This is a genomic window from Pseudomonas morbosilactucae (genome assembly GCF_023241665.1).
Classification (GTDB): Bacteria; Pseudomonadota; Gammaproteobacteria; order Pseudomonadales; family Pseudomonadaceae; genus Aquipseudomonas; species Aquipseudomonas morbosilactucae.
The window spans coordinates 35,652-58,642 of record NZ_JALQCX010000049.1; the positions used below are offsets into that span (position 1 = coordinate 35,652).

The window sequence follows — 22,991 nt, forward strand, 5'->3', positions numbered from 1 at the left end:
TGTGCCTCAGAGGCCAATGGCGGTCTTGGTGTAGGACGCGCGGTCGATATCGAGGATTTCCACGCACAATTGCACGGCGATCTCGGCAGGCCATTCAGCCACGTCCTGCAACACCGCGAACAGGCTCTCCGACAGCTGCTTCTTGATTTCCGGGGAGCGCCCGCTGAGCATCGCCAGCTTGACGTGAACAAAGCCGCGCTCGCCCTGGCCGGTGCCGATACGGAACACCTCGTGCTTCACCGCCCGGCTCTTGATGTCGAACTCTGCCGCAAACTGCCCGGACGCCACCAGTGCGTGGTTGAGCCGCAGCAGGGCTTTGTCGGCATCCAGTGCCAGGTTGGCGGTGTATTCCATATGCAGCTGAGGCATGGCAGAGCTCCCGAGGGTGATGAAAAAAAGGGCGATAGATATACCACAGCACGGCCACTGTGTTTTGCCCGTGAATGCTCTAGGGCGGCGCTTCCAGTGTCCGGAGCCGGGGACCAGCCGAGCCCTCGCTCAACGCCCCTTGGCCAGGGCATCGGGCAGCAGGTCGCGCTCGCTCATGAAACTTTCCAGGCGTGAGCGCAACCAGCGTTCGGCAGGGTCGGTGTCGACATGGCTGAGCCAGACCATGGACAGGTCCAGGGTCGGGGTCTTGAACGGATAGGGCTCACAAAACAACTGCCCCGACGCGGCCATGGCCTGCGCCGTGTAATCCGGCAGGCTGGCCAACAGGTCGGTGCCGGCGAGCAGGGCTGGCAAGGAGCTGTATTGCGGTACCGACAGCACCACCTGGCGCTTGCGGCCGATATCCGCCAGCCACTCATCGGCAAAGCCGCTGATATTGGCCGTGTGGGACACCAGCACATGGGGCCGGGCGCAGTACTCATCCAGGGTCAGCGGTGTGTCGCTGGCATCGGCCCGCAATACGCTGGGCTGGATATGCCGCAGCAACTTGCGCTTGGCATTGGCCGGCAAGCCGCGGGTCTGGCTGATGCCCACGGTGATATCGCCCGAGGCCAACAGGTCGGGAATCCGCCAGTAATCCACATGCTGGACCACAAACACCACTTGCGGCGCCTCCTGGCGCAAGGCCCGCAACAACGGCGGCAGCAGGCCGAACTCGACGTCATCGGACAGCCCGATGCGAAAGGTCATGGTGCTGCTGGCAGGGTCGAAATCGTGGGTCAGGCTCAGGGCCGACGACAGCGCATCCAGGGCCGGCGACAGGTGTTGGATAATCTCCTCAGCCCGCGCCGTGGGCTCCATACGGTGCCCGACGCGGATAAACAACGGGTCGTTGAACATCGCCCGCAGACGGTTGAGCGCCGAACTGATGGTGGGCTGGCCAAGAAACAACTTCTCCGCCACCCGCGTGACATTGCGTTCGAGCATCAGCGTCTCGAACACCACCATCAAGTTGATATCGGCCTTGCGCAATTCATTGCGATTCATCCATCTACTCCCCTGTCCCCATCCGCCGAGCAGTGTAGAAAGGCCAGGGGGCGCCGTCTATGCGACTCAGGGTGAAGAATCGCTCGGGTTCAAACTGGGCGTTGTCAGGGAACCAGTCCAGGGGAGCAACGCGCACTGTTTCGCATCAAACATCCCCTGCTACGAGGCCGTGGGCGCAAGACGTGGCCGCTCCAGAGCGGTGGCGATCAGCCGGGTAAATACCTGCAAGGTTTCCAGCAGATAAGGGTCGTGCAGTTTGGCCGGCTGCGGATCCAGGGCACACAAGGTCCCGAAAAACGTGCCGTCGGAGAAGACGATGGGCAGCGAGATGTAACTTTCGAAGCCATACATTTTCGGCACAGGGTGCTGGGCAAACACGGGCTCGGCGCTGGCGTGCTGGATGATGATCGGCTTGCCGTGCTGACGCAGTTCATTGCACAGGGTGGCTTCAGGCATCAGCTCATCCCCCGGCCCCAATCCGAAATGCAATTCGTCATGCACCGCGCAGGCGATCCAGCGCTGCTCAGTCACCTTGGCAATGGCGGCGAAGCGCAGCGAGGTCAAGCGCGTCACCTGCGTAAGGATATCGGATGTGGCCTCGATCTCGGCGATGGTGGCTATTTCCTCCGCCGTCAGGAGATCGATGCCCAAGGCCGATTTAACTTTGAACGGCTCCGCTGTCGTATTAATCCCTGTCACTTTCAGGCCTCCATTTTCTCTCGCAAAAGATTGCATGAACGCCGCATTGCAACACGCCAGAAGAAACCTGATCAAGCCGATCAACACCTGCCTTAACCCTCGACAAGGTCTTCGACCGCAACTCGGTTCGGTGGCGCCCAATGGGGCAAAGTCCGCGTGGAATCACAACCTTGCTTAGGACCACCGCAAAATCGTTGCGTGCTGCCTGCTAATGACAAAAATATCGCCCACAAAAAAGCCCCGTAACTTATTCAGTTACGGGGCTTTTATTTGTATGGCGGAGAGATAGGGATTCGAACCCTAGGTACTGTCGCCAGTACAACGGATTTCGAATCCGTCCCATTCGGCCACTCTGGCATCTCTCCAACGGCGCGCATCATAACAGCACCTTTGCCCGAAGCGAAGCCCCTGGGCAAAATTTTTCCGTGCTATCAGTTGCTTGCGTCGATTACAGCGGTACGCCCAGACGGTTGGCGACTTCTTCGTAGGCTTCGATCACATCACCGAGGCCCTGGCGGAAGCGGTCCTTGTCCATCTTCTTCTTGGTGTCCTTGTCCCACAGGCGGCAGCCGTCGGGGCTGAATTCATCGCCCAGGACGATGGAGCCATCGCTGAACACACCGAACTCCAGCTTGAAGTCCACCAGCAGCAGGCCGGCGTCGTCGAACAGTTTGCTCAGGACTTCGTTGACCTTGAGGGACAACTCTTTCATGCGCACCAGTTGCTCGGCTGTGCCCCAACCGAACGCCACCACGTGGGATTCGTTGATGAACGGGTCGCCCTTGGCGTCGTCCTTGAGGAACAGTTCGAAGGTGTAAGGGTTGAGTTTCAAGCCCTCTTCCACACCCAGGCGCTTGACCAGGCTACCGGCCGCGTAGTTACGCACTACGCATTCCACCGGGATCATGTCGAGCTTCTTCACCAGGCACTCGTTGTCGCCCAGCAGCTTGTCGAACTGAGTCGGCACACCCGCTTCTTCGAGTTTCTGCATGATGAAGGCGTTGAACTTGTTGTTCACCATACCCTTGCGGTCCAACTGCTCGATGCGCTTGCCGTCGAACGCCGAAGTGTCGTTGCGAAACAGCAGGATCAAGCGGTCAGCGTCATCGGTCTTGTAAACCGATTTGGCTTTGCCGCGGTAGAGTTCTTCACGTTTTTCCATGATGGGCTCCGCTTGCTAAGTAGGTGGGCTAGGCGATGTGTCGCCAGTCGAGCCCTGAATCTTGATCGGCCAGTTGCAGCCAGTCCGGGTCGCACCCAAGGGTGTCGACAAAACATTGCCGGGCCAGCTGCGGCAGGTTGTTCTTGCTGCTCAGGTGGGCCAGGACCAGGTGTTGCAGGTCTTGCCAGCCCAACTCATACACCAGGTACGCCGCCTGGTGGTTGTTCAAATGTCCCAGTTCGCCGCCCACCCGCTGCTTGAGAAAGTAGGGGTAATGACCGCGAGCCAGCAGGTCTCGGCAGTGGTTGGACTCGATCATCAAGGCATCGAGGTTCCGGTAACCGTCCAGCACCTTGGCGCAGTAGGATCCGAGGTCGGTGAGGACGCCGAAACGTCGCTCACCGTCACTGAATACATACTGCGTCGGTTCCTGGGCGTCGTGAGCCACGGCAATCACGTCAATGCTCAAGGCACCGATTTGCAGCTGCTCGCCACCGGCCAGGAAACCTGCGGGTTCAATAGGTTTGCGCATCCCGCGCAAGGTACCGCGACTGAGGTACACCGGAAGATTGTAGCGCCGAGACAGCAAACCCACGCCATGCACGTGGTCGGCATGTTCGTGGGTCACCAGGATGGCGCTCAGCTGCGTGGGATCGACTCCCAGGCGCAGCAGGCGCCGCTCGGTTTCGCGCAAGGAGAAACCACAATCCACCAGGACGTACGTGTCATTACTGGCTACCAGCGTGCCATTCCCTTGGCTACCACTGCCGAGAACGGCGAAACGCATCAGATCAGCCCAGGTTGTCCTGAATCACGCCCAACACTTTGCGCGCCACATCGGCGGGCGCCACGGTGTTGATGTTTTTCTCGACGGTAACCTGCACGTTCTCGCCAACCTTGCTCAGGCGAACCTGATAGCGCTCGGCACGGGCTTCGATTTCTTCCTTGGCCGGCTTGCTGCCGAAGAGCTTGCCGAAGAAGCCAGGTTCTTCGTTCTTGCGCTCGGCTTTTTCCGCCAGGTTGATGTAGTACAGGCCCAGGCTGCGGTTGATGTCCTCAACCCGCCACTCGCCCTGCTCCAGGGCACGGCCAACGCTGGACCAGGCGCGATCGAGGTCGGCGCCCAGGTTCAATACCGGGTTGCCGCTGCCGTCTTCGCTCAGGCTCACGCGGCTTGGCGTATCGAAATCACGCGCAGCGAGCAGGGACACGGAACCGCCCTTCTCGGCGCTGCGGCTCATGCTGGCCAACAGGTCATCCACCAGGGCGGCGTCCAGGCCAGTGTTGACCGAACGATTGGTGAACTCGACATCCGCCGTACTGCCGGCAGGGCGCGCGGCGCTGACCACATAGACTTCACTGGTGTTGCGCTGCACGCCAGGCTCGATGCGCACCCGCACGCGGGCCTCGCTGTCGCCGGACACACCAGCACTGCTCAGGCGTTTGGCCACCGACGCAGAAAGCTCGTCAGGGTGCTGCCAGGAGGTAGTGAACTCACCGGTTTGCGGGCGCTGCTCATCCAGGCGGAAACCGTTGTCCTGGAAGAACTGCACGGCCACTGGCCAGACTTCCGCCGGCGAGTGCTGGGCCAGAACCCACTGGGCGTCGCCGCTCTTCTGCAGGGTGTAGTCGCTAGCATCGGCCATCGCCGACAGTGGCTGCGGACGCGGGACGATGTACTCGCCCTTGACGTTGTCATCCGCCACGTTGCGCGGGATCGGCAGCAGGGGATCCAGGCGCTTGGCCGTGCTGACGTCCGGTGGCAGTTGCATCGGAGCGGTTTGTTGCGCTTGCAGGTAATCACTGCCGCGGTCGCGGAAATAACCTTCCGGACCCCAAATCCAACCGCAGCCGCTGGTGCTGGAGATAATCAAGGCAAGTGCGGAAAGTCCGGCCATTCGCTTCATGCGTAGTACTTCCTCAATTAAACCAGTACGCCGGACTGGCGCATGGCCTGCCGCAGCGGTTCGTGACAGGCTGCGCTGAGCCAGGTGAGCGGCAGACGGATACCGTCCGGCATCAAGCCCATTTCATGCAGGGCCCATTTCACGGGAATAGGGTTGGATTCGATGAACAAGGTCTTGTTCAGCGGCATCAGTTTTTCGTGGATCGCCCGGGCAGTGGCGGCATCGCCGGCCATGGCCGCTGCGCACAGTTCGCTCATGGCGCGCGGTGCGACGTTGGCGGTCACCGAGATGTTGCCCTTGCCGCCCAGCAGGATCAGCTCGACAGCGGTGGCGTCGTCGCCGGAATACACCAGGAAATCGCTGCTCACGCCGGCCAGGATGTCCTTGGCCCGCTGCAGGTCGCCGGTGGCTTCCTTGATACCGATGATGTTTTTCACGGTGGACAGGCGAATGACTGTTTCAGCCTGCATGTCACACGCGGTGCGGCCTGGCACGTTGTAGAGGATCTGTGGAATGTCCACCGCCTCGGCAACGGCGCGGAAGTGCTGATACAGGCCTTCCTGGGTCGGCTTGTTGTAGTACGGAGTTACCAGCAGGCATGCATCGGCGCCGGCGGTCTTCGCATTGGTGGTCAGTTCGATCGCTTCACGCGTCGAGTTGGCGCCTGTGCCGGCAATCACCGGGATACGCCCTGCAACCTGAGCGACCACGCGACGAATCACTTCGATGTGTTCGTTGACATCCAGGGTGGCCGATTCACCGGTAGTGCCGACCGCCACGATGGCGTTGGTGCCCTCTTGCAGGTGGAAGTCCACCAGTTTGCTCAGGCTGTCCCAGTCGAGACGACCCTGTGCATCCATGGGTGTGACCAGTGCCACCATACTGCCCGCAATCATGCAACCGCTCCTGCCGGAAAAAGAGAGCGGTAATGGTACTGGCGCCAAGATGCTTGCACAAGCGAAGTCCAGCGCCGTGAGCATTCCCCTGAGCGATGGTTTTCGCTACCCTTCAGGCTTTGATCGCTACCGATAAGCTGGTACACCGGCCTCCAGCCCGCCCGTTCGGCCCCCAAAGCCCCATTCCTGCGTTGCCACCCTGCGCCCTCGCTGCTCAGGGGCTTGTTGCAACCGCCTGGTTCAGGGGCTCTGAAATCCGTACGACGCGCTGACCGGACACTGGCTTGCGAAAAGTATCGACCGCTCATCGCTTTAGGAATGCTGCATGTCCACCCCCACAGTCCGCGAACAATTCCTTGTTATCAGTGCCCTCGGCGCCAACCCCATGGAGCTGACAAACGTCCTGTGCCGCGCCAGCCATGAAAACCGCTGCGCCGTGGTGACCTCCCGCCTGACTCGTCATGGCGAATGCAGCGCGCTGGTCTTGCAGATTTCCGGCAGCTGGGACGCCTTGGCGCGCCTGGAAAGCGGCTTGCCGTTCCTGGCCAAGAAACACGCCTTCACGGTCAACGTGGTGCGCAGCGCTGCCCTGGAAAACCGTCCCCAGGCCCTGCCTTATGTGGCCTATGTCAGCGCGGCCTACCGCTCGGACATCGTCAACGAGCTGTGCCAGTTCTTCATCGACCACCAGGTCGAGCTGGAAAACCTCACGTGCGACACCTACCTGGCACCGCAAACCGGCGGCACCATGCTCAACGCCACCTTTACCGTGACCTTGCCGGCCGGCACCCAGATCAGTTGGCTGCGTGACCAGTTTCTGGATTTCGCCGATGCCATGAACCTCGATGCCCTGATCGAACCTTGGCGCCCACAGAACCCAATGTAAGGAAGCCCCCATGGCCGTTGCCATCGACCAAGCCGTTGCCGATTTCCAGGCCCCTGCCACCAGCGGGCAAACCGTCAGCCTTTCGGGGCTGAAGGGTAAACAGGTAGTGATCTACTTTTATCCGAAGGACAGCACTCCGGGTTGCACCACCGAGGGCCAGGGCTTCCGCGATCAATACGCGGCATTCCAGGCGGCCAATACCGAGATTTTCGGTATCTCCCGCGACAGCCTGAAGTCCCACGAGAACTTCAAGTGCAAGCAGGAGTTTCCTTTCGAGCTGATCAGCGACAAGGACGAAGCCGTCTGCCAGCTGTTCGATGTGATCAAGCTGAAGAAACTCTACGGCAAGGAATACCTGGGGGTGGATCGCAGCACCTTCCTGATCGATAAGGACGGCGTCCTGCGTCAGGAGTGGCGCGGTGTGAAGGTGCCAGGCCACGTCGATGCCGTGCTGGCCGCCGCTCAGGCGCTGAACAAGGTCTGATGACGACATGACAGGGCGGCTGAGCCAGCCGCCCTGCTGCCTTTAGAGCAGAGGCGCGACCACCGGCTCTTTTCTCGGCCAGGCATCCAGCACCGCCTTGAACAGGGTGGCCAGGGGAATCGCAAAGAATATCCCCCAGAAGCCCCACAGCCCGCCGAACAACAACACCGCACAGATGATCGCTACCGGATGCAGGTTCACTGCCCCCGAAAACAGCAGCGGCACCAAGACGTTGCCGTCTAGGGTCTGGATGATCCCGTAGACTGCCATCAGGTAAATGAATTGATCGCTCCAGCCCCACTGGAACAAGGCGATCAGCGCCACCGGCACGGTCACCACCACGGTGCCGACATAGGGCACCACCACCGAAAGCCCGACCAAAAGCGCCAGCAACGCCGCGTAGTTGAGCCCCAGCGCCACGAAGGCGATGTAGGTGACGCCACCACAAATGACGATTTCGATCACCTTGCCGCGAATGTAGTTGGCGATCTGCCGATTCATTTCCTGAGCCACCCGAGTGATCAACGCGCGCTCACGAGGCAGGTAGCCACGCACCCAGCGACTGATCATCGCCCGGTCCTTGAGGAAGAAAAACACCAGGATCGGCACCAGCACCAGGTAGATCATGATATTGACCAGCAAAGGCAGGCTGGACAGAGAGAACGTCAGCGCCCACTGGCCAAACTTGCCGATCTCCCCCCGCGCAGCCTCAATGGCTTGCAGCACCTGCTCGTCGGACACCAGGTGGGGATAGCGCTCCGGTAGCAGCAGGAGCAAGGATTGCCACTTGGCGAGCATGCCCGGCAATTCGTTGAACAAGGTTACGAACTGATGCCAAAGCAAAGGCACCACCACCAGGATAAACACCAGCAACAGCCCCATGAACAGAGCGAACACCAGCCCCACCGCCGCACCGGCAGGCACCCGCAAGCGCTCCAGGCTGACCACCAACCCCTGCATCAGGTAGGCCAGCACCATGCCTGCCAATACCGGCGCAAGCATGCCGCCGAGTGTCAGCACCGCCGTGAAGCCGAGGAACAACAGCACCGCGAGCACCACGGCCTCCTCGTCGGAGAAGTAGCGCTGAATCCAGTCGCGTAACACTTTGAACATCAATGTTCCTTAAAGAGAGGTGGCAAAGAACAGCCTGCACTCAGGCCTTCTTCAGCCAGTAACGATAAACCCCCGCCTCGTCTTCTTCACGCAGCAAGGTGTGGCCAGCCAGGCGGGCAAAGGTACGGAAATCGCGCTGCGACCCAGCATCTGTCGCAATGACTTTGAGCACGGCTCCGCTGGCCAGGCGGTTGAGCTCCAGCTTGGCCTTGAGTAACGGCAACGGACAGTTCAAACCGCTGGCATCCAGCTCGGCGTCATGCTCTACAGCGTCGATCATTGGGTCACTCCGGTCCGGTTTTCAAGGCACCTAGAATACCCTGCAAGGTCACTCGACATGTAGCGAGCCAATCAAAGAGCGGTAGCACGGCGATTTTCCTGAGGCTGCATAAACAGACGCCCAGGGTTTTGAGAAAGCACTTTTAGCCGCGCAGTTTTCACACCAATCGTCTGGTCCCGGACCCAGTGTCCAGCTACAGTAGAGCCTTTGTCGACTAAGGCTTTGTGCATGACTTTTCTGCGCCCTACCCTGCTGACGCTCGCTTGCCTGCTCGCCTCACCGGGCTTCGCCGACGACCTGCCGTCACTCGGCGACGCCAGTTCTGCCATTGTCTCGCCGCAACAGGAATACCAACTGGGCCGCGCCTGGCTGGCCCTTCTGCGTAGCCAGGTTTCGCAGCTCAACGATCCGCAACTCAAGGATTACGTCGAAACCAGCGTCTATAAACTGGTGGAAACCAGTCAGGTCAATGACCGGCGCCTGGAGTTCATCCTGATCAACAGCCCACAACTCAACGCCTTTGCCGCCCCTGGCGGGATTGTCGGGGTTAACGGCGGGCTGTTTCTCAACGCCCAGACCGAAGGCGAGTACGCCTCGGTACTGGCTCACGAATTGGCTCACCTTTCGCAACGCCACTTTGCCCGTGGCGTTGAAGCCCAACAGCGGATGCAGGTGCCAATGATGGCCGCCCTGCTGGCCGGTATCGTGATCGCCGCCGCCGGTGCCGGCGACGCCGGGATCGCCACTATTGCCGGGACCCAGGCGGCGGCCATCCAGGAGCAGCGGCGCTTCTCTCGACAGAACGAGCAGGAAGCCGACCGTATCGGCATCCTCAACCTGGAGAAAGCCGGCTACGACCCGCGCTCCATGCCGACCATGTTCGAACGCCTGATGCGCCAATACCGCTTCGACGCCAAGCCACCAGAATTCCTCCTCACTCACCCGGTGACCGAATCCCGTATCGCCGACACCCGCAACCGCGCCGAGCAGGCCAAACTCGGCGGCACCGAAGACAGCATGCGCTACCAGCTGATACGCGCGCGGGTGCAATTGACCTATGAAGACTCCCCGGGCCTGGCCGCCAAGCGCTTTCGCGCCCAGCTCGACGAAAACCCGAAAAATGACGTGGCCCGGTACGGCCTGGCCATTGCCCAGATCAAAGGCAGCCAGTGGAACGACGCCCGAGACAACCTCAAACAGTTGCTGGCCAAGCTGCCGAATGACATCACCTACAACCTGGCGCAAATCGAACTGGACATCGCCAACAGTCGCCTGGCGGATGCCCAATCACGCACGGAGCGCATGATTGCCCTGTACCCCGGCAACTACCCGCTGAACCAGATGCGCGTCGACTTGCTGCTCAAGCAGAACCGTCCGGCCGACGCCGAAAAAGCCCTGGAGAGCCTGCTCAAGACTCGCCCGGACGATCCGGACGTCTGGTATTCGGTGGCCGAGACCCGCGGCCTGTCCGGCAACATCATTGGCCTGCACCAGGCTCGAGCCGAATACTTTGCCCTGGTGGGCGACTATCGCCAGGCCATCCAGCAGCTCGACTTCGCCAAACGCCGCGCCGGCAGCAACTTCCCGCTGTCTTCACGTATTGATGCTCGCCAACGCGAGCTGATGGACCAGGAGCAAATGGTCAAAGACATGATGCGCTGACGGTTCAAGCGCCCACAAAAAAGCCCGCCTCTTTCAAGGCGGGCTTTTTCATGGGGTCAGATACCCGTCGGACAGGTTACTCAGCCAGTTTGAAGGTGATAAAGCTGGCTCGCCCCTGACGCAACACACGCATGGACACCGAACGATTCTTCGGCAATGCCTGAGCAATCTCAGTGAAGTTCTTCGCCGATGTAATGGCTTGGTTGTTCAGGTGAGTGATCACATCGCCGGGCTGCAGGCCGATCAGCGCGGCTGGGCCATCCTGCACCTCCTTGATGACCACGCCGCCTTTGAGGTCGAAGGACTTCTTCTGCTCATCGCTCAGCTCAATCACGGCAACACCCAGGCGGTTGCTGCTGCGCTCGACACCAGACTTGGGCAACGCACTCAACTCCTTGTCTTCATCAGGAATCGCGCCCACGGTCAGCTCAACGTTCTTGCGCTTGCCCTCACGAATCACTTCCAGATTGGCCTTGGCACCAGCCTTCAGTGCACCCACCAGATGGGGCAAATCGGCCGACATCACAATAGGCTGGCCATTGAGGCTGAGGATCACATCACCCACTTGCAAGCCACCCTTGGCTGCCGGGCCGTCATCCTGAATCTGTGCCACCAGCGCACCGGCCGGCTTGTCCAGACCGAAGGACTCGGCCAGGTCTTTGTTCACTTCCTGAATAACCACACCCAACCAGCCACGACTGACTTTGCCACCGCTTTTCAGTTGGTTGGAAACGTCCATGGCGACATCGATCGGAATGGCGAACGAAACGCCCATGAAGCCACCCGAACGGGTGTAGATCTGGGAGTTGATCCCTACTACTTCACCCGCCAGGTTGAACAACGGACCGCCGGAGTTGCCCGGGTTGATCGGCACATCGGTCTGGATGAACGGTACGTAGTTTTCATTCGGCAGACTGCGGCCGATGGCGCTGACGATACCTTGGGTCACAGTGTGGTCAAAGCCAAACGGCGAACCGATGGCGACAACCCATTGGCCGGCTTTCAGGTCCTGGGATTTACCCAACTTCAGGACCGGAAGGTCTTTACCGTCGATTTTCAGCAACGCCACATCGGAACGCGGGTCGGTGCCGATCAGCTTGGCCTTCAACTCACTACGGTCAGCCAGACGCACAAGGATTTCATCCGCGTCGGCAATCACGTGATTGTTGGTGAGGATGTAGCCGTCGGAGGAGATGATGAACCCCGAACCCAGGGATTGCGCCTCACGCTGGCGACCGCCCTGAGGCGAACGTGGCTGAGGCATGCCCCGCTCAAAGAACTCCCGCAGCATCGGCGGCAACCCTTCCAGATCCGGCATTTGCTGGTTGGAGACCTTGCGATCAGGCAACTTCTGCGTGGTACTGATGTTTACCACGGCGGGCGACGCCTGCTCGACCAACTGAGTGAAGTCAGGCAAGTCAGCGGCCTGGGCCGACACCGCCTGACCGAGCACAATCACGGTGGCAAAAATGGAAAGGTAAGACTTCAAGCGAGGTATCGACATACGACTCCCGTTACTACGAGCGTGATTAAGCGATATGGGGCAAAAAATACCGTGCTGAATGCGCAGGTACTTTTGCTCCAGGAACGGCGAACAAGGCCAGAACCGAGGGGCTCTGACCTATAGAAAAATAAAGGGGATTTTGCAAATGAAATTGCTGACCAAACATTTCATCTTCTCAATTGTGGAGTCGACATCACTGTCCTCTTACACAACCAACAAAGGCTTGCCGAGCGCTAAATCAGCGCTCACTGCTTGGCGGTAGCGTCGGAGCGCATCGACAAGGCAATACGCTCAGCAGTACCAATAGGGATCTCGCCAACCACCGTCACCATCATCTCCCCCTCGGGCGTGGTCAAACGCCGCGAAACCGCTACGGTTGGCCCCAGTTGGGTTCGAGTGTCCGTCACCGTGGCGCCATTGAGTGGCTCCAGGAATACGGAGAAACGCGCCAGGCCGTCGTCATACAGAAGGCTGTTAACGATAGTTCGGGTTTCAGGATCCTTGCGGGCCGTGCTACTGGTTAGTTCAAAGCCAGGCGGAAGCCAGTCCGAATGCCAGACCTGCGCAGCTTTCACCGCGGAAGCCTTGTCACTTTCCAATGTGACCGCCTTACAGTCAGAGCTAGGTTGCAGCTCGCTGCTTTGCGGCACATCTGCAGTGTCCAGTCGAGTGAACTGGAAACGCTCCAGCAACTGCCCTTTGTCGTTCAACAGCAACGACTTCAGGGGTAACCCGGTCTCACGATCCAAGTGCAGTTCGAAACCGTAACGATGCTGATCGCGCGGCGTCAGAGAGATGATCACAGCCTCGCGACCCGCCACACGGGATTTTCCGATGACGGCGAGGTCGTACCAACTCTTGAGTTTTTTCGGATCCAGGGCTCGCGCCGAGGAATCAGGAGCATCGCCCAAACCCGCTACCAGCGTGCCGCTGACGCACTGAGTACGCCCATCGACACGCACGACCTCCTGAGCGGATCCATCGAGCTGAATCAAGCGCTCGCGGACCTTACCATCCTGGACTAGATGCCAGATGTTATGGGTCGAAAAACTACCGTTGCGCTCATAAACGAAGGTGCCCTGGAAGCTCTGCTGCTGCTCGGCTTGCCCAAGACGCTGCAACCAATCCTGGGCTTCATCGGCATGGGCTGGAACAACAAACCAGCCACTAAGCAGAAGCGAAAGTAGAGGTATGGCGCGCATGATCCTCCTTAGCGGTTTTCCAAGCTCGCCGCACGGGCGTAAGGCAGAGCGCTTTCAGTACCTTTAAGGGCCGCTTGCTGAGCATGTTGACGCAGGTAGCTTGGCAGACGCTGATCGTGCCAGCCTGGCTGACCTTGCAATACACCATTGGCCATTGGACCGGTGGTGTCCGAACTCTCACTATAGCCGGCCAATACAGCAGGGCCTTTGACTTGCGGAGCCGCCAAGGTTGTCTGGCCGGACTGCTGAGCCAATTCGACACCAGCGATCTCGTCCTGGTTGTACAGGCGAACACCTGCCAATACAGCCACCGTCACCGATGCTGCAACCGCCAGGCGACCCAGGCTACGCCATGGTCCGCGAGAGGCTTTAGCCGGTACGGCTTCATCAGCCAGCGCAGCAGAAACGGCGGCTGCAATGTCTAGACGTGGAAGCAGCAATTCCTTGTGCATGGCCGCCCGGGCGATTTGATAACGAGCCCAAGTCTCACGGGTTTCCACTTCGTCAACGGCATTTAATACCCGACGCAATTCCAGTTCGTCCGCTTCGTTATCCATCACCGCGGACAGCGATTCCTGCAGGGCTTCACGACTCATGGCGGTTCCTCTCTTGGCTGTCGCCGCTGTCTCAGGTTTCCTGCAACAACGGCTGCAGGGCTTTATCGATGGCTTCCCGAGCGCGGAAAATCCGGGAGCGCACGGTACCCACCGGACATTGCATGACGCTCGCAATGTCCTCGTAACTCAGACCATCGAATTCACGTAAAGTTAAAGCTGTACGCAAATCTTCTGGAAGTTGCTGGATGGTTCGATGGACGGTGCCTTCGATCTCATCCCGCAGCAATGCACGCTCCGGCGACTCGAGATCCTTGAGGCCATGATCGCCATCGTAGAACTCTGCATCCTCAGAACTGACATCGCTATCCGGCGGCCGACGGCCGCGTGAAACCAGATAGTTTTTCGCCGTGTTAATGGCGATACGATACAGCCACGTATAAAACGCACTGTCACCGCGGAAATTACCAAGTGCACGGTAAGCCTTGATAAAGGCTTCTTGTGCGACATCCTGGGCTTCATGGGTGTCGTGCACAAAACGCACGATCAACCCGAGAATTTTGTGCTGGTATTTCAGCACTAGCAGATCGAACGCTCGCTTGTCACCGCGTTGAACGCGCTCGACCAGCTGCTGATCCTCTTCCTGGGTTAGCATGAACACTCCTCGATAAGCTCGGAGGAGGCTTGCATTGCTAATCGATCAGGCTTGCAAACATAGACTCGGGCTTTTCGCAAAAGTTCTCCCCCTCCAAGCAAGTTTCCTGCGGGCTCTGATCCGGCACGCACGAAAAACGCAGCGCGGGCTGGGCCGGCTGCGCGAATAATCCTGTCGTCGATTTCAGCGGCAATGACCGCAACACAAATGCTGCATAAAGCCGACGCTGTCCCTTCTTTCAGGCAACCTTCTATTGAGCTTGGGCACTTGGCAAAAGTTCCCAATCTTTATAGCCGTGCAGAACGAACATTGTGTAACCGAGAAGAGAAAAAGACTGCTACATCTTCGATACAGTCGTCAGATCACCGACACAAGCAGGCAATTGATCCAGACGAAGCGGCGGACACGAACCACTCTTTTGGTCACCGTAGTTTCACAATGCCACGAAGGCTCGCTATTGTGCCGATCCCCCCCTCTATATACTAGTGGGCTGTGTGGCTGCCTTGACTCGCCGATCCAGGCTTCTTGCGCCACCCCCGACCCGGGTCGCTTTGAGCGGAATCCTGAAATGAGCCAACAGTTTCAACACGATGTACTGGTGATTGGCAGCGGCGCTGCCGGCTTGAGCCTCGCACTGACCCTTCCCGATCATCTGCGCATTGCGGTATTGAGCAAGGGCGACCTCGCCAATGGCTCCACATTCTGGGCCCAGGGCGGCGTTGCTGCCGTTCTGGACGATACCGACACCATCGAATCCCACGTCGCTGACACCCTCAATGCTGGCGGCGGCCTGTGCCACGAAGACGCGGTGCGTTTCACCGTCGAGCACAGTCGCGAAGCCATCCAGTGGCTGATCGACCAGGGCGTACCGTTTACCCGCGATGAAGACGGCAGCAATGTCGACGGTACCTTCGAGTTTCACCTGACCCGCGAAGGCGGCCACAGCCATCGGCGCATCATCCATGCCGCCGACGCCACTGGCGCGGCGATCTTCAAGACATTGCTGAGCCAGGCTCGGCAACGCCCAAACATCGAACTGCTCGAACAACGAGTCGCTGTCGACCTGATCACCGAAAAACGCCTGGGCCTCGACGGCGACCGCTGCCTGGGTGCCTATGTGCTCAACCGCGGCACGGGCGAGGTCGACACCTTTGGCGCACGGTTCGTGATTCTCGCGTCCGGCGGCGCCGCCAAGGTCTACCTCTATACCAGCAACCCGGATGGCGCCTGCGGGGATGGCATCGCCATGGCTTGGCGCTCCGGCTGCCGGGTGGCGAACCTGGAGTTCAATCAGTTCCACCCCACCTGCCTGTATCACCCCCAGGCCAAGAGTTTCCTGATCACCGAAGCCCTGCGGGGCGAAGGCGCGCACCTGAAGCTGCCCAACGGCGAACGCTTCATGCAACGCTTCGACCCTCGGGCCGAGCTGGCGCCACGGGACATTGTGGCCCGTGCCATCGACCATGAAATGAAGCGCCTGGGCATCGACTGCGTGTACCTGGACATCAGCCACCAGCCGGAAGCCTTTATCAAAAGCCACTTCCCGACGGTCTATGAGCGCTGCCTGGAATTTTCCATCGACATCACCAAGCAACCGATCCCAGTGGTGCCGGCGGCCCACTACACCTGCGGCGGCGTGCTGGTGGACCAACATGGCCGCACCGACGTGCCAGGCCTCTACGCCATCGGCGAGACCAGCTTCACCGGCCTCCACGGCGCCAACCGCATGGCCAGCAACTCATTGCTCGAATGCTTTGTCTACGCGCGTTCCGCGGCCAGCGACATCCTCGAACAGCTGTCCCAAGTGAACATCCCCGAAGCCCTGCCCGCCTGGGACGCCAGCCAGGTCACCGATTCCGATGAAGACGTGATCATTGCGCACAACTGGGACGAACTGCGGCGATTCATGTGGGACTACGTCGGCATCGTGCGCACCAGCAAGCGCCTGCAACGAGCCCAGCACAGGGTTCGCTTGCTGCTGGACGAAATCGATGAGTTCTACAGCAACTACAAGGTCAGTCGTGACCTCATCGAGTTGCGCAACCTGGCCCAGGTAGCCGAGCTGATGATTCGCTCCGCCATGGAACGCAAGGAAAGCCGCGGCCTGCACTACACCCTCGATTACCCGCAGATGCTGGCCGAGGCCCGGGACACTATTCTGGTGCCGCCCACCTACGCCGACTGAACTTGAGTCGTACCCGCAGGCGGCGATGCACATCCGCCGCCTGCGAGTCGGCGGGCACACAGATTGATCGCACCCGGCGCTCCCCGCGCACACGAAAACGCAGCACCACCATCAATGGCAAGGCCAGGCTGTCAGGGCGCAACTGCACTGCCTGCCAGCCTGCTGCCGCATTCCACAGCTCCCAGCCATCGGCAGTGCGCCGCAACCCACGGAAAGCCCGAGGGTGAGTCAATAGAATCTGGCGCGGCAAGACCCAGGCGCCATGCGCCAGGCACAGCAAAATGCCGAGCAGGCAGGCCCAGGGCGGTGCATTCAGGATCAACAGAGTGCCCAGCGCGAACAGCTGGGCCAGGAGATACGCCGCCAGCAAGTGCCGTGAGGCCCGCCAGCGGCATTCAAACGCGTTACTTGGGCTGGACACGATCCAGGATCATGCGAACCATGCGCTGCAACTCAGGATCTTCCGATTCGCTGCGCTCCATGAACCAGCCGAACATGTCCTGATCTTCGCACTCAAGCAGCTTGCGGTAGCATTCGCGATCCACCTCATTGAGATGCGCATAGACCTCTTTCACAAAGGGCACCAGCAACACGTCAAGCTCAAGCATGCCGCGGCGGCTGTGCCAGTAGAGGCGGTTCAGTTCAACATCTTCGACCATGGAGCGCTCCTCAAATAGAGCGCAAGTATACAGGCCGAAGGGCACGAGAACAGTCGGCTTTGGTCGGCCACCACCGGTCCTTTGTGAACTACCCATTTCAAGGGCGCCCCCTTATGATGGCGACCAGACTTTTTGACCCTGCGATGACCCATGGCTGATTCCGCTTTTTTCTGCACGCTGTCCCACGAAGGCGTCCTCGCCGTCCGCGGCCCCGACGCCAGCAAATTCCTTCAGGGTCAGTTGACCTGCAACCTCAACTACTTGAGCGAATCCCAGTCGAGCCTCGGCGCCCGCTGCACCCAGAAAGGCCGCATGCAATCCAGCTTCCGCATCTTGCTCGAGGGCGACGGCTGCCTGTTAGCCATGGCCAGCGAGCTGCTGGAGCCGCAACTGGCGGACCTGAAAAAATACGCCGTGTTTTCAAAGGCCAAGCTCAGTGATGAAAGTGCCAACTGGGTGCGCTTCGGCCTGCAACAGGCGGATGCCAGCCTCAGCGCCCTGGGGCTGGAGCTGCCGGAAACCGATGGCGCCGTGGCCCGGGCTGGTGGCCTGATCTCAGTGCGGGTTTCCCCTCAGCGCGCCGAACTCTGGGCCCCGGCCGATCAAGCCGACAGCCTGCGCACCCGCCTGGCCAGCCAATTGGCTGAAAGTGACCTGAACCCGTGGCTGCTGGGGCAGATCCGCGCCGGCATTGGCCAGGTCATGCCCACCACCCGCGAGTTGTTCATCCCGCAGATGCTCAACCTGCAAGCCATCGGCGGCGTCAGTTTCAAGAAAGGCTGCTACACCGGCCAGGAAATCGTGGCGCGTATGCAGTACCTCGGCAAACTCAAGCGTCGCTTGTATCGGCTGACCGTGGCCGCCGGGGATTTACCCGCGCCGGGCACGCCGCTGTTCGCTCCAAGCCACAACAGCGCGGTGGGTGAAGTGGTGCTCGCCGCCCACGCCGAACAACAGATCGAACTTTTGGCGGTGTTGCAGGCCGAAGCCGTGGAAGCCGCCGATATTCATCTCGCCAGCCTCGAGGGCCCTGCCCTGCAATTGCTCGACCTGCCTTACCAACTGGACCGTGATCGCGAGATCCAGCGTTGATATAGCTGCACCTTGATAGCGACACCCTAGAGAACATACATGAACAATCTGGCGGATAAGGTCCAACAGGATTTGGTTGAGGCCATCGATAACGATGACCTGGTTCTGCCAACGTTACCGGAAGTGGCCATGCAGATTCGCCGGGCCGCCGAAGACCCGGAGATCAGCGTCAGCGCCTTGAGCAAGATGATCGGCCGCGATACCGCACTGTCCGCACGCCTGATCAAAGTGGTCAACAGCCCATTGCTACGCGCGACCCAGGAAGTCACCGATCTCTACACCGCGATCACCCGCCTGGGCATCAACTACAGCAGCAACCTGGCCATCGGACTGGTCATGGAGCAGATTTTTCACGCCCGCTCCGACGTGGTTGCGCAGAAGATGCACGATGTCTGGCACAAAAGCCTGGAAGTCGCCGGTGTCAGCTACGCCCTGTGCCGCCGCTACTCACAGCTCAAGCCCGACCAGGCCGCCTTGGGTGGGTTGGTGCACCAGATCGGCGTACTGCCGATCCTCACGTATGCCGAAGACCACTACGAGCTGCTGGCCGACCCGGTCAGCCTCGACCATGTGATCGAGAACATTCATCCGCTGCTCGGTGAAAAACTCCTCAAGGTTTGGGACTTTCCCGAGCAACTGGTGACGATTCCCCTGAAATACCTGGATTTTCAGCGCCAATCCCGACAGATCGACTACGTGGACCTGGTCCAGGTAGCCACCCTGTATTGCCACAAGGATTGCGACCATCCCCTGGGCCGCATCGACGCCCGCAATGTGCCGGCGTTCAAGAAACTGGGGATTGACCCGGAAAACCTCCAGGGCTGCCAGGACCTCGAAGAATCTCGCTCGATGTTTTACTAAAAGGGCACTCGGGCAAGGAACGCCCGGGCTGCTAGCCGCCGTTAAAACTCACCCGCACCTTCAGCCCCGAAAGCTCGCCGTCATGCAGGCTGACCTGGGCCAGATGGGCACGACAAATCTCCCCCACAATCGCCAAGCCCAACCCAGACCCGGCCACTTGCTGGTTACGCCGGTAGAAGCGTTCGAACACCCGATCCCGGTCTTCCAGCGGGATGCCCGGCCCATCGTCTTCAACCTCCAGTACACCCGGTGGCAACACCCGCAAAATTACATTGCCGCCCGAAGGCGTGTGGGCCAGGGCGTTATCCACCAGGTTGCTCAGCAGTTCATTGAGCAAGGTTGGCTCGCCCTTGAGCCACACCGGCTCGTCGGCTTCCAGGGCCAGCGCCACGCCACGGGCGTGGGCCAAGGGCGCCATCGCCATGCCCAGCTCCCGGGCCAGTTGGCTGAGGTCGAGCAACTGCGCGCCGCCTTCGGCAATCGCCCGGGCGCCGTTTTCGATCCGCGCCAGCGACAGCAGTTGGTTGGCCAGGTGAGTCAGGCGGTCCGTGCCTTGGGCCGCGCTCTCCAGGGTTGCCCGCCAGGTTGGCGGGTCCTCGGCACGCAGCCCCAACTCCAGCCGCGCCTTGAGCGCCGCCAGAGGCGTGCGCAGTTCATGGGCCGCGTCGGCGATAAACTGCGCCTGGCGTTCAAACTGCCCACGCAAACGCTCGGTGAAGTGATTCAACGCCCGGACCAGCGGCCACAACTCACGTTGCACCTCCACCAGGGGCAAGGGCCGCAAATCATCGGGCTGACGCTCTTCTACCGCACCGCGCAAACGCTCCAGGGGGCGCAGCGCCGCACTGACTGCGAACCACACCAGCACCAGGGCGCCAACCGCCAACATGCCCAGGCGCAACAAGGTATCGGCCATCAGACTACGGGCCATGGCCACACGGGCCTCGTCGGTTTCAGCCACACGAATTTCAGCCATGCCATTCATGTTCGGCTCGCTGACCGCCTTGAGCAGGCTCACCACCCGCACATTCTGCCCCTGGTAAGTGGCGTCGTAGAAACGCGCCAATGCCGGGTAATCGTCGGTGCGTGGTGTGCCCGGCGGAGGGCCTGGCAGGTTTTCGTAGCCGGAAATCAACTGCTGGTGAATGTCATTGACCTGGTAGTAGATGCGCCCGGCGCTGTCGTAGGCGAAGGTGTCCAGGGCCACATAGGGCACATTGGCGCTGAGGCCGCCGTCCCGTTGCGAAAGGCCCGCGGCAATGGTCCGCGCCGACGCCAGCAAGGTGCGGTCGTAAGCCGTGTCGGCAGCTTCGCGCCCATTCCAGTAGGCACTCAAGCCGCTGGCCAGCATCAACACCACCAGCAGCAGCGCCAAGTTCCACAACAACCGCCAACGCAGGCTGCTGGGCTTATGCATCGCGGCTTTCCAGCAGGTAGCCCAGGCCGCGGAAGGTGACGATGGCCACGGCATGCCCATCGAGCTTCTTGCGCAGGCGGTGGACGTAGATTTCGATCGCGTCAGGGCTGGCTTCCTCATCCAGGCCAAACACCTGGGAGGCCAATTGCTCTTTGCTCATCACCCGACCCGGCCGGGCAATCAGGGCCTCAAGCACCGCCTGCTCACGAGACGTCAGGGTCAGCAAATCGTCGCCCAGGGTGAAGCGCCGGGTATCCAGGTCGTAGGCCAGCACCCCGCAACGTTGCTGGCGCTCGCCGCCGAGCACACTGCGCCGCAACAGGGCCTTGACCCGCGCCTCAAGTTCAGTGAGTTCGAAAGGTTTGGCCAGGTAATCATCGGCGCCCAGGTTGAGGCCGTGAACCCGGTCCTTCACATCGCTGCGGGCCGTGAGCATCAATACCGGAAGGTTCTTGCCCCGCCCGCGCAAGCGCGCCAGCACTTCAAAGCCATCCATGCGCGGCAAGCCCACATCGAGGATCGCCATCGCATACTCCTCGCTGCTCAGCGCCAGGTCTGCCGCCACGCCATCGTGCAGCACATCCACGGTCAGACCCGTGCTTTTCAGGGCCTGGGCGACACTTTCGGCCAACTGCAGATGGTCTTCAACGAGCAGGACACGCATGGGTTTTTACCTCGTTCAGGGGGCATCGACGCCACTCTTTGCCGCGGAGTTTACAGCCGCAACCGTCGCTGTGAAGCCCGAAAACCGTGAAAGCCAGCTGAAAGGTTAGCGAAAGGTTGGCCCTTTAGAGTCGCTCCACGGACAGTCCCGACTGCCGTGGCCACCCCGAGTGGCCAATCGAAAAACGCCTCGAAGCGTTTTCGCCAAATAAGAACAATAACGGAGTACCACTGGATGCCATCCATGCAACCTCAGGCTAGCCAGCCTGCGCGTTTTTCCCGTCTCAGCCACACCGCCCTGGCCAGTGCCGCCGCCCTCGCCGGCTTTTCGCCGTTGAGCCAGGCCGCGTTCATCGAAGACAGCACGGCCAACTTCGAAACCCGCAACATGTACTTCAACCGTGACTTCCGCGACGGCACCAGTGCCCAGCAATCCAAGCGCGACGAATGGGCCCAGGGCTTCATGCTCAACCTGCAATCGGGCTACACCGAAGGCACCGTGGGCTTCGGCGTCGATGTACTGGGCATGCTGGGGGTCAAGCTCGACTCCAGCCCGGACCGCACCGGCACCGGCCTGCTGCCCACGCACGATGATGGCCGTGCGGCGGACCAGTACTCCAAGCTCGGCCTGACCGGCAAGGTCCGGGTCTCGTCCACCGAGCTGAAGATCGGCAGCCTGATACCCGAACTGCCGACCCTCAAACCCAACGACGGGCGCATCCTGCCGCAGACCTTCGAAGGTGGCTTGCTGACCTCCAAGGAAATCAAGAACCTGACCTTCACCGGTGGCCGCCTGAACAAGGCCAAGGACCGTGACGACAGCAACTACGAGGAGCTGCGCCTCAACAACAAGAACGGCCGCTTCGCCGACGACGTGAAGAGCGAGCATTTCGATTTCGGCGGCCTGGACTACAAGTTCACCGACAAAATCACCGGCAGCTACCACTACGCCCAGCTGGACGACGTCTACAAACAACACTTCATCGGCCTGGTAGCCTCCCAGCCGATGGGCCCCGGCACCTTCGCCAGCGACCTGCGCCTGGCCATCAGTGACGACCAGGGCCAGGCCCGTGGCGGCAAGATCGACAACAAGTCCCTCAACGGCTTGGTGAGTTATGCCCTCAATGGCCATAAACTCAGCGCCGGTTACCAGCGCATGTCCGGCGACAATGCATTCCCCTACGTGGATGGCACCGACCCGTACCTAGTCAACTTCGTGCAGATCAACGACTTCGCCGGCGCCGATGAGCGCTCCTGGCAGGCTCGCTACGACTACGACTTCGGCAAGCTCGGGGTGCCCGGCCTGAGCTTCATGACCCGCTACATCAGCGGCGACAACATCCAGCTGAAGAACGGCGACACCGGCAAAGAGTGGGAACGCAACAGCGAAATCAAATACGTGGTGCAAAACGGCACCTTCAAGGACGTCGCCCTGCGCCTGCGCAACGCCACCTACCGCTCCAACTACTCGGCTCGCGACGCGGACGAAGTGCGCTTGCTGGTGAGCTACAACGTGGACCTTTGGTAAGCAGAGACCTGGCTTCACCCTTTAGCCGTTTCGTAGAGGCTGGCTTGCCAGCGAAGAGGCCCGCGGGTCCCGCACAGGACCCATGGGCCATCGCCGGCAAGCCAGCGCCTACAGATCAGGGTCGAGGATGACCCGAACAGACCAA

At 60.5% G+C, this 22,991-nt stretch carries 24 protein-coding genes and 1 tRNA gene; 7 read left to right on the forward strand and 18 right to left on the reverse strand.

Annotation, left to right across the window (positions count from 1 at the left end; genetic code table 11):
- Positions 1–6 precede the first annotated feature (6 nt).
- The 8 genes from M1B35_RS23560 to dapA all read right to left on the reverse strand — a co-directional run bounded on the left by M1B35_RS23560 (position 7) and on the right by dapA (position 6,101).
- Positions 7–369 carry a 5-carboxymethyl-2-hydroxymuconate Delta-isomerase gene (locus M1B35_RS23560; protein WP_123336261.1) on the reverse strand — a complete coding sequence of 121 codons (363 nt, stop codon included), beginning with the start codon at positions 367–369 and terminating at the stop codon, positions 7–9.
- 129 nt (positions 370–498) lie between these two features.
- Complete coding sequence (locus M1B35_RS23565; protein WP_123336263.1) at positions 499–1,437, reverse strand: LysR substrate-binding domain-containing protein; 939 nt, start codon at positions 1,435–1,437, stop codon at positions 499–501.
- A gap of 159 nt (positions 1,438–1,596) precedes the next feature.
- Complete coding sequence (locus M1B35_RS23570) at positions 1,597–2,172, reverse strand: GAF domain-containing protein (protein WP_268263242.1); 576 nt, start codon at positions 2,170–2,172, stop codon at positions 1,597–1,599.
- A 239-nt stretch (positions 2,173–2,411) separates the two neighbouring features.
- A tRNA-Ser gene (locus tag M1B35_RS23575) sits at positions 2,412–2,501 on the reverse strand.
- 83 nt (positions 2,502–2,584) lie between these two features.
- Positions 2,585–3,298, reverse strand: coding sequence for a phosphoribosylaminoimidazolesuccinocarboxamide synthase (purC, locus tag M1B35_RS23580; RefSeq protein WP_123336267.1), 714 nt, complete (start codon positions 3,296–3,298; stop codon positions 2,585–2,587).
- Positions 3,299–3,326: 28 nt separating this feature from the next.
- On the reverse strand, positions 3,327–4,085 hold the full coding sequence (locus tag M1B35_RS23585; RefSeq protein WP_123336269.1) for an MBL fold metallo-hydrolase: 759 nt from the start codon (positions 4,083–4,085) through the stop codon (positions 3,327–3,329).
- 4 nt (positions 4,086–4,089) lie between these two features.
- Entirely contained in the window at positions 4,090–5,205 is a 1,116-nt protein-coding gene (bamC, locus tag M1B35_RS23590) for an outer membrane protein assembly factor BamC (protein ID WP_123336271.1), read from the reverse strand.
- A 17-nt stretch (positions 5,206–5,222) separates the two neighbouring features.
- Positions 5,223–6,101 carry a 4-hydroxy-tetrahydrodipicolinate synthase gene (gene dapA / locus M1B35_RS23595; protein WP_268263243.1) on the reverse strand — a complete coding sequence of 293 codons (879 nt, stop codon included), beginning with the start codon at positions 6,099–6,101 and terminating at the stop codon, positions 5,223–5,225.
- Positions 6,102–6,426: 325 nt separating this feature from the next.
- On the opposite strand from dapA, the gene M1B35_RS23600 reads away from it, so the two are divergent.
- Together M1B35_RS23600 and M1B35_RS23605 are read left to right on the forward strand one after the other, a co-directional pair.
- Positions 6,427–6,987 carry a glycine cleavage system transcriptional repressor gene (locus M1B35_RS23600; protein WP_268263244.1) on the forward strand — a complete coding sequence of 187 codons (561 nt, stop codon included), beginning with the start codon at positions 6,427–6,429 and terminating at the stop codon, positions 6,985–6,987.
- A gap of 10 nt (positions 6,988–6,997) precedes the next feature.
- Positions 6,998–7,471 carry a peroxiredoxin gene (locus tag M1B35_RS23605; RefSeq protein ID WP_268263245.1) on the forward strand — a complete coding sequence of 158 codons (474 nt, stop codon included), beginning with the start codon at positions 6,998–7,000 and terminating at the stop codon, positions 7,469–7,471.
- Positions 7,472–7,513: 42 nt separating this feature from the next.
- Here the strand turns inward: M1B35_RS23605 and M1B35_RS23610 are convergent, their stop codons facing one another.
- Both M1B35_RS23610 and M1B35_RS23615 read right to left on the reverse strand, forming a co-directional pair.
- Positions 7,514–8,584 carry an AI-2E family transporter gene (locus tag M1B35_RS23610; protein WP_123336280.1) on the reverse strand — a complete coding sequence of 357 codons (1,071 nt, stop codon included), beginning with the start codon at positions 8,582–8,584 and terminating at the stop codon, positions 7,514–7,516.
- Positions 8,585–8,624: 40 nt separating this feature from the next.
- Positions 8,625–8,864: a sulfurtransferase TusA family protein gene (locus M1B35_RS23615; RefSeq protein ID WP_123336282.1), complete on the reverse strand. Its 240-nt coding sequence runs from the start codon at positions 8,862–8,864 to the stop codon at positions 8,625–8,627.
- 228 nt (positions 8,865–9,092) lie between these two features.
- Here M1B35_RS23615 and M1B35_RS23620 point away from each other — a divergent pair, with 228 nt between their 5' ends.
- On the forward strand, positions 9,093–10,526 hold the full coding sequence (locus tag M1B35_RS23620; RefSeq protein ID WP_123336284.1) for a M48 family metalloprotease: 1,434 nt from the start codon (positions 9,093–9,095) through the stop codon (positions 10,524–10,526).
- Positions 10,527–10,602: 76 nt separating this feature from the next.
- Here the strand turns inward: M1B35_RS23620 and M1B35_RS23625 are convergent, their stop codons facing one another.
- The 4 genes from M1B35_RS23625 to rpoE all read right to left on the reverse strand — a co-directional run bounded on the left by M1B35_RS23625 (position 10,603) and on the right by rpoE (position 14,441).
- Positions 10,603–12,030: a DegQ family serine endoprotease gene (locus M1B35_RS23625; RefSeq protein ID WP_123336286.1), complete on the reverse strand. Its 1,428-nt coding sequence runs from the start codon at positions 12,028–12,030 to the stop codon at positions 10,603–10,605.
- Positions 12,031–12,275: 245 nt separating this feature from the next.
- Entirely contained in the window at positions 12,276–13,232 is a 957-nt protein-coding gene (locus tag M1B35_RS23630; protein WP_123336290.1) for a MucB/RseB C-terminal domain-containing protein, read from the reverse strand.
- Between the two features lie 8 nt (positions 13,233–13,240).
- Positions 13,241–13,828, reverse strand: a complete 588-nt coding sequence (locus M1B35_RS23635; protein ID WP_123336292.1) for an RseA family anti-sigma factor — start codon at positions 13,826–13,828, stop codon at positions 13,241–13,243.
- A gap of 31 nt (positions 13,829–13,859) precedes the next feature.
- On the reverse strand, positions 13,860–14,441 hold the full coding sequence (rpoE, locus tag M1B35_RS23640; RefSeq protein ID WP_007930230.1) for an RNA polymerase sigma factor RpoE/AlgU: 582 nt from the start codon (positions 14,439–14,441) through the stop codon (positions 13,860–13,862).
- Between the two features lie 568 nt (positions 14,442–15,009).
- On the opposite strand from rpoE, the gene nadB reads away from it, so the two are divergent.
- On the forward strand, positions 15,010–16,626 hold the full coding sequence (gene nadB, locus M1B35_RS23645) for an L-aspartate oxidase (RefSeq protein WP_268263246.1): 1,617 nt from the start codon (positions 15,010–15,012) through the stop codon (positions 16,624–16,626).
- Here the strand turns inward: nadB and M1B35_RS23650 are convergent.
- Positions 16,595–17,047 carry a protein YgfX gene (locus M1B35_RS23650; RefSeq protein WP_268263247.1) on the reverse strand — a complete coding sequence of 151 codons (453 nt, stop codon included), beginning with the start codon at positions 17,045–17,047 and terminating at the stop codon, positions 16,595–16,597. The two genes, nadB and M1B35_RS23650, sit on opposite strands and share 32 nt — an antisense overlap.
- Positions 17,031–17,285, reverse strand: coding sequence for an FAD assembly factor SdhE (locus tag M1B35_RS23655; protein ID WP_123336297.1), 255 nt, complete (start codon positions 17,283–17,285; stop codon positions 17,031–17,033). The genes M1B35_RS23650 and M1B35_RS23655 overlap by 17 nt, the downstream gene beginning before the upstream one ends.
- A 150-nt stretch (positions 17,286–17,435) precedes the next feature.
- On the opposite strand from M1B35_RS23655, the gene ygfZ reads away from it, so the two are divergent.
- Positions 17,436–18,377 (forward strand): CAF17-like 4Fe-4S cluster assembly/insertion protein YgfZ, encoded by a 942-nt coding sequence (gene ygfZ / locus M1B35_RS23660; RefSeq protein WP_268263248.1) that lies wholly within the window; start codon positions 17,436–17,438, stop codon positions 18,375–18,377.
- A 39-nt stretch (positions 18,378–18,416) separates the two neighbouring features.
- Positions 18,417–19,238 (forward strand): HDOD domain-containing protein, encoded by an 822-nt coding sequence (locus tag M1B35_RS23665; protein ID WP_123336301.1) that lies wholly within the window; start codon positions 18,417–18,419, stop codon positions 19,236–19,238.
- 31 nt (positions 19,239–19,269) lie between these two features.
- On the opposite strand, the gene M1B35_RS23670 is transcribed toward M1B35_RS23665, so the two are convergent.
- A complete protein-coding gene (locus M1B35_RS23670) occupies positions 19,270–20,655 on the reverse strand; it encodes a sensor histidine kinase (RefSeq protein ID WP_123336303.1) in 1,386 nt (461 codons plus the stop codon).
- Positions 20,648–21,319 carry a response regulator gene (locus tag M1B35_RS23675; RefSeq protein ID WP_268263249.1) on the reverse strand — a complete coding sequence of 224 codons (672 nt, stop codon included), beginning with the start codon at positions 21,317–21,319 and terminating at the stop codon, positions 20,648–20,650. Before M1B35_RS23675 ends, M1B35_RS23670 begins: the two co-directional genes overlap by 8 nt.
- A gap of 234 nt (positions 21,320–21,553) precedes the next feature.
- On the opposite strand from M1B35_RS23675, the gene M1B35_RS23680 reads away from it, so the two are divergent.
- Positions 21,554–22,846: an OprD family porin gene (locus tag M1B35_RS23680; RefSeq protein WP_123336307.1), complete on the forward strand. Its 1,293-nt coding sequence runs from the start codon at positions 21,554–21,556 to the stop codon at positions 22,844–22,846.
- The last annotated feature ends 145 nt before the right edge of the window (positions 22,847–22,991 follow it).

What these genes read in the sequence shown, in the direction of transcription:
- M1B35_RS23625 (WP_123336286.1), bottom strand. Translation starts at nt 12,030, where the DNA reads ATGTCGATACCTCGCTTGAAGTCTTACCTTTCCATTTTTGCCACCGTG.
- bamC (WP_123336271.1), bottom strand. Translation starts at nt 5,205, where the DNA reads ATGAAGCGAATGGCCGGACTTTCCGCACTTGCCTTGATTATCTCCAGC.
- M1B35_RS23615 (WP_123336282.1), bottom strand. Translation starts at nt 8,864, where the DNA reads ATGATCGACGCTGTAGAGCATGACGCCGAGCTGGATGCCAGCGGTTTG.
- M1B35_RS23620 (WP_123336284.1), top strand. Translation starts at nt 9,093, where the DNA reads ATGACTTTTCTGCGCCCTACCCTGCTGACGCTCGCTTGCCTGCTCGCC.
- dapA (WP_268263243.1), bottom strand. Translation starts at nt 6,101, where the DNA reads ATGATTGCGGGCAGTATGGTGGCACTGGTCACACCCATGGATGCACAG.
- M1B35_RS23665 (WP_123336301.1), top strand. Translation starts at nt 18,417, where the DNA reads ATGAACAATCTGGCGGATAAGGTCCAACAGGATTTGGTTGAGGCCATC.
- ygfZ (WP_268263248.1), top strand. Translation starts at nt 17,436, where the DNA reads ATGGCTGATTCCGCTTTTTTCTGCACGCTGTCCCACGAAGGCGTCCTC.
- M1B35_RS23635 (WP_123336292.1), bottom strand. Translation starts at nt 13,828, where the DNA reads ATGAGTCGTGAAGCCCTGCAGGAATCGCTGTCCGCGGTGATGGATAAC.
- rpoE (WP_007930230.1), bottom strand. Translation starts at nt 14,441, where the DNA reads ATGCTAACCCAGGAAGAGGATCAGCAGCTGGTCGAGCGCGTTCAACGC.
- M1B35_RS23675 (WP_268263249.1), bottom strand. Translation starts at nt 21,319, where the DNA reads ATGCGTGTCCTGCTCGTTGAAGACCATCTGCAGTTGGCCGAAAGTGTC.
- purC (WP_123336267.1), bottom strand. Translation starts at nt 3,298, where the DNA reads ATGGAAAAACGTGAAGAACTCTACCGCGGCAAAGCCAAATCGGTTTAC.
- M1B35_RS23565 (WP_123336263.1), bottom strand. Translation starts at nt 1,437, where the DNA reads ATGAATCGCAATGAATTGCGCAAGGCCGATATCAACTTGATGGTGGTG.
- M1B35_RS23585 (WP_123336269.1), bottom strand. Translation starts at nt 4,085, where the DNA reads ATGCGTTTCGCCGTTCTCGGCAGTGGTAGCCAAGGGAATGGCACGCTG.
- M1B35_RS23630 (WP_123336290.1), bottom strand. Translation starts at nt 13,232, where the DNA reads ATGCGCGCCATACCTCTACTTTCGCTTCTGCTTAGTGGCTGGTTTGTT.
- M1B35_RS23560 (WP_123336261.1), bottom strand. Translation starts at nt 369, where the DNA reads ATGCCTCAGCTGCATATGGAATACACCGCCAACCTGGCACTGGATGCC.
- M1B35_RS23570 (WP_268263242.1), bottom strand. Translation starts at nt 2,172, where the DNA reads ATGCAATCTTTTGCGAGAGAAAATGGAGGCCTGAAAGTGACAGGGATT.
- M1B35_RS23655 (WP_123336297.1), bottom strand. Translation starts at nt 17,285, where the DNA reads ATGGTCGAAGATGTTGAACTGAACCGCCTCTACTGGCACAGCCGCCGC.
- M1B35_RS23605 (WP_268263245.1), top strand. Translation starts at nt 6,998, where the DNA reads ATGGCCGTTGCCATCGACCAAGCCGTTGCCGATTTCCAGGCCCCTGCC.
- M1B35_RS23610 (WP_123336280.1), bottom strand. Translation starts at nt 8,584, where the DNA reads ATGTTCAAAGTGTTACGCGACTGGATTCAGCGCTACTTCTCCGACGAG.
- M1B35_RS23680 (WP_123336307.1), top strand. Translation starts at nt 21,554, where the DNA reads ATGCCATCCATGCAACCTCAGGCTAGCCAGCCTGCGCGTTTTTCCCGT.
- M1B35_RS23670 (WP_123336303.1), bottom strand. Translation starts at nt 20,655, where the DNA reads ATGCATAAGCCCAGCAGCCTGCGTTGGCGGTTGTTGTGGAACTTGGCG.
- nadB (WP_268263246.1), top strand. Translation starts at nt 15,010, where the DNA reads ATGAGCCAACAGTTTCAACACGATGTACTGGTGATTGGCAGCGGCGCT.
- M1B35_RS23600 (WP_268263244.1), top strand. Translation starts at nt 6,427, where the DNA reads ATGTCCACCCCCACAGTCCGCGAACAATTCCTTGTTATCAGTGCCCTC.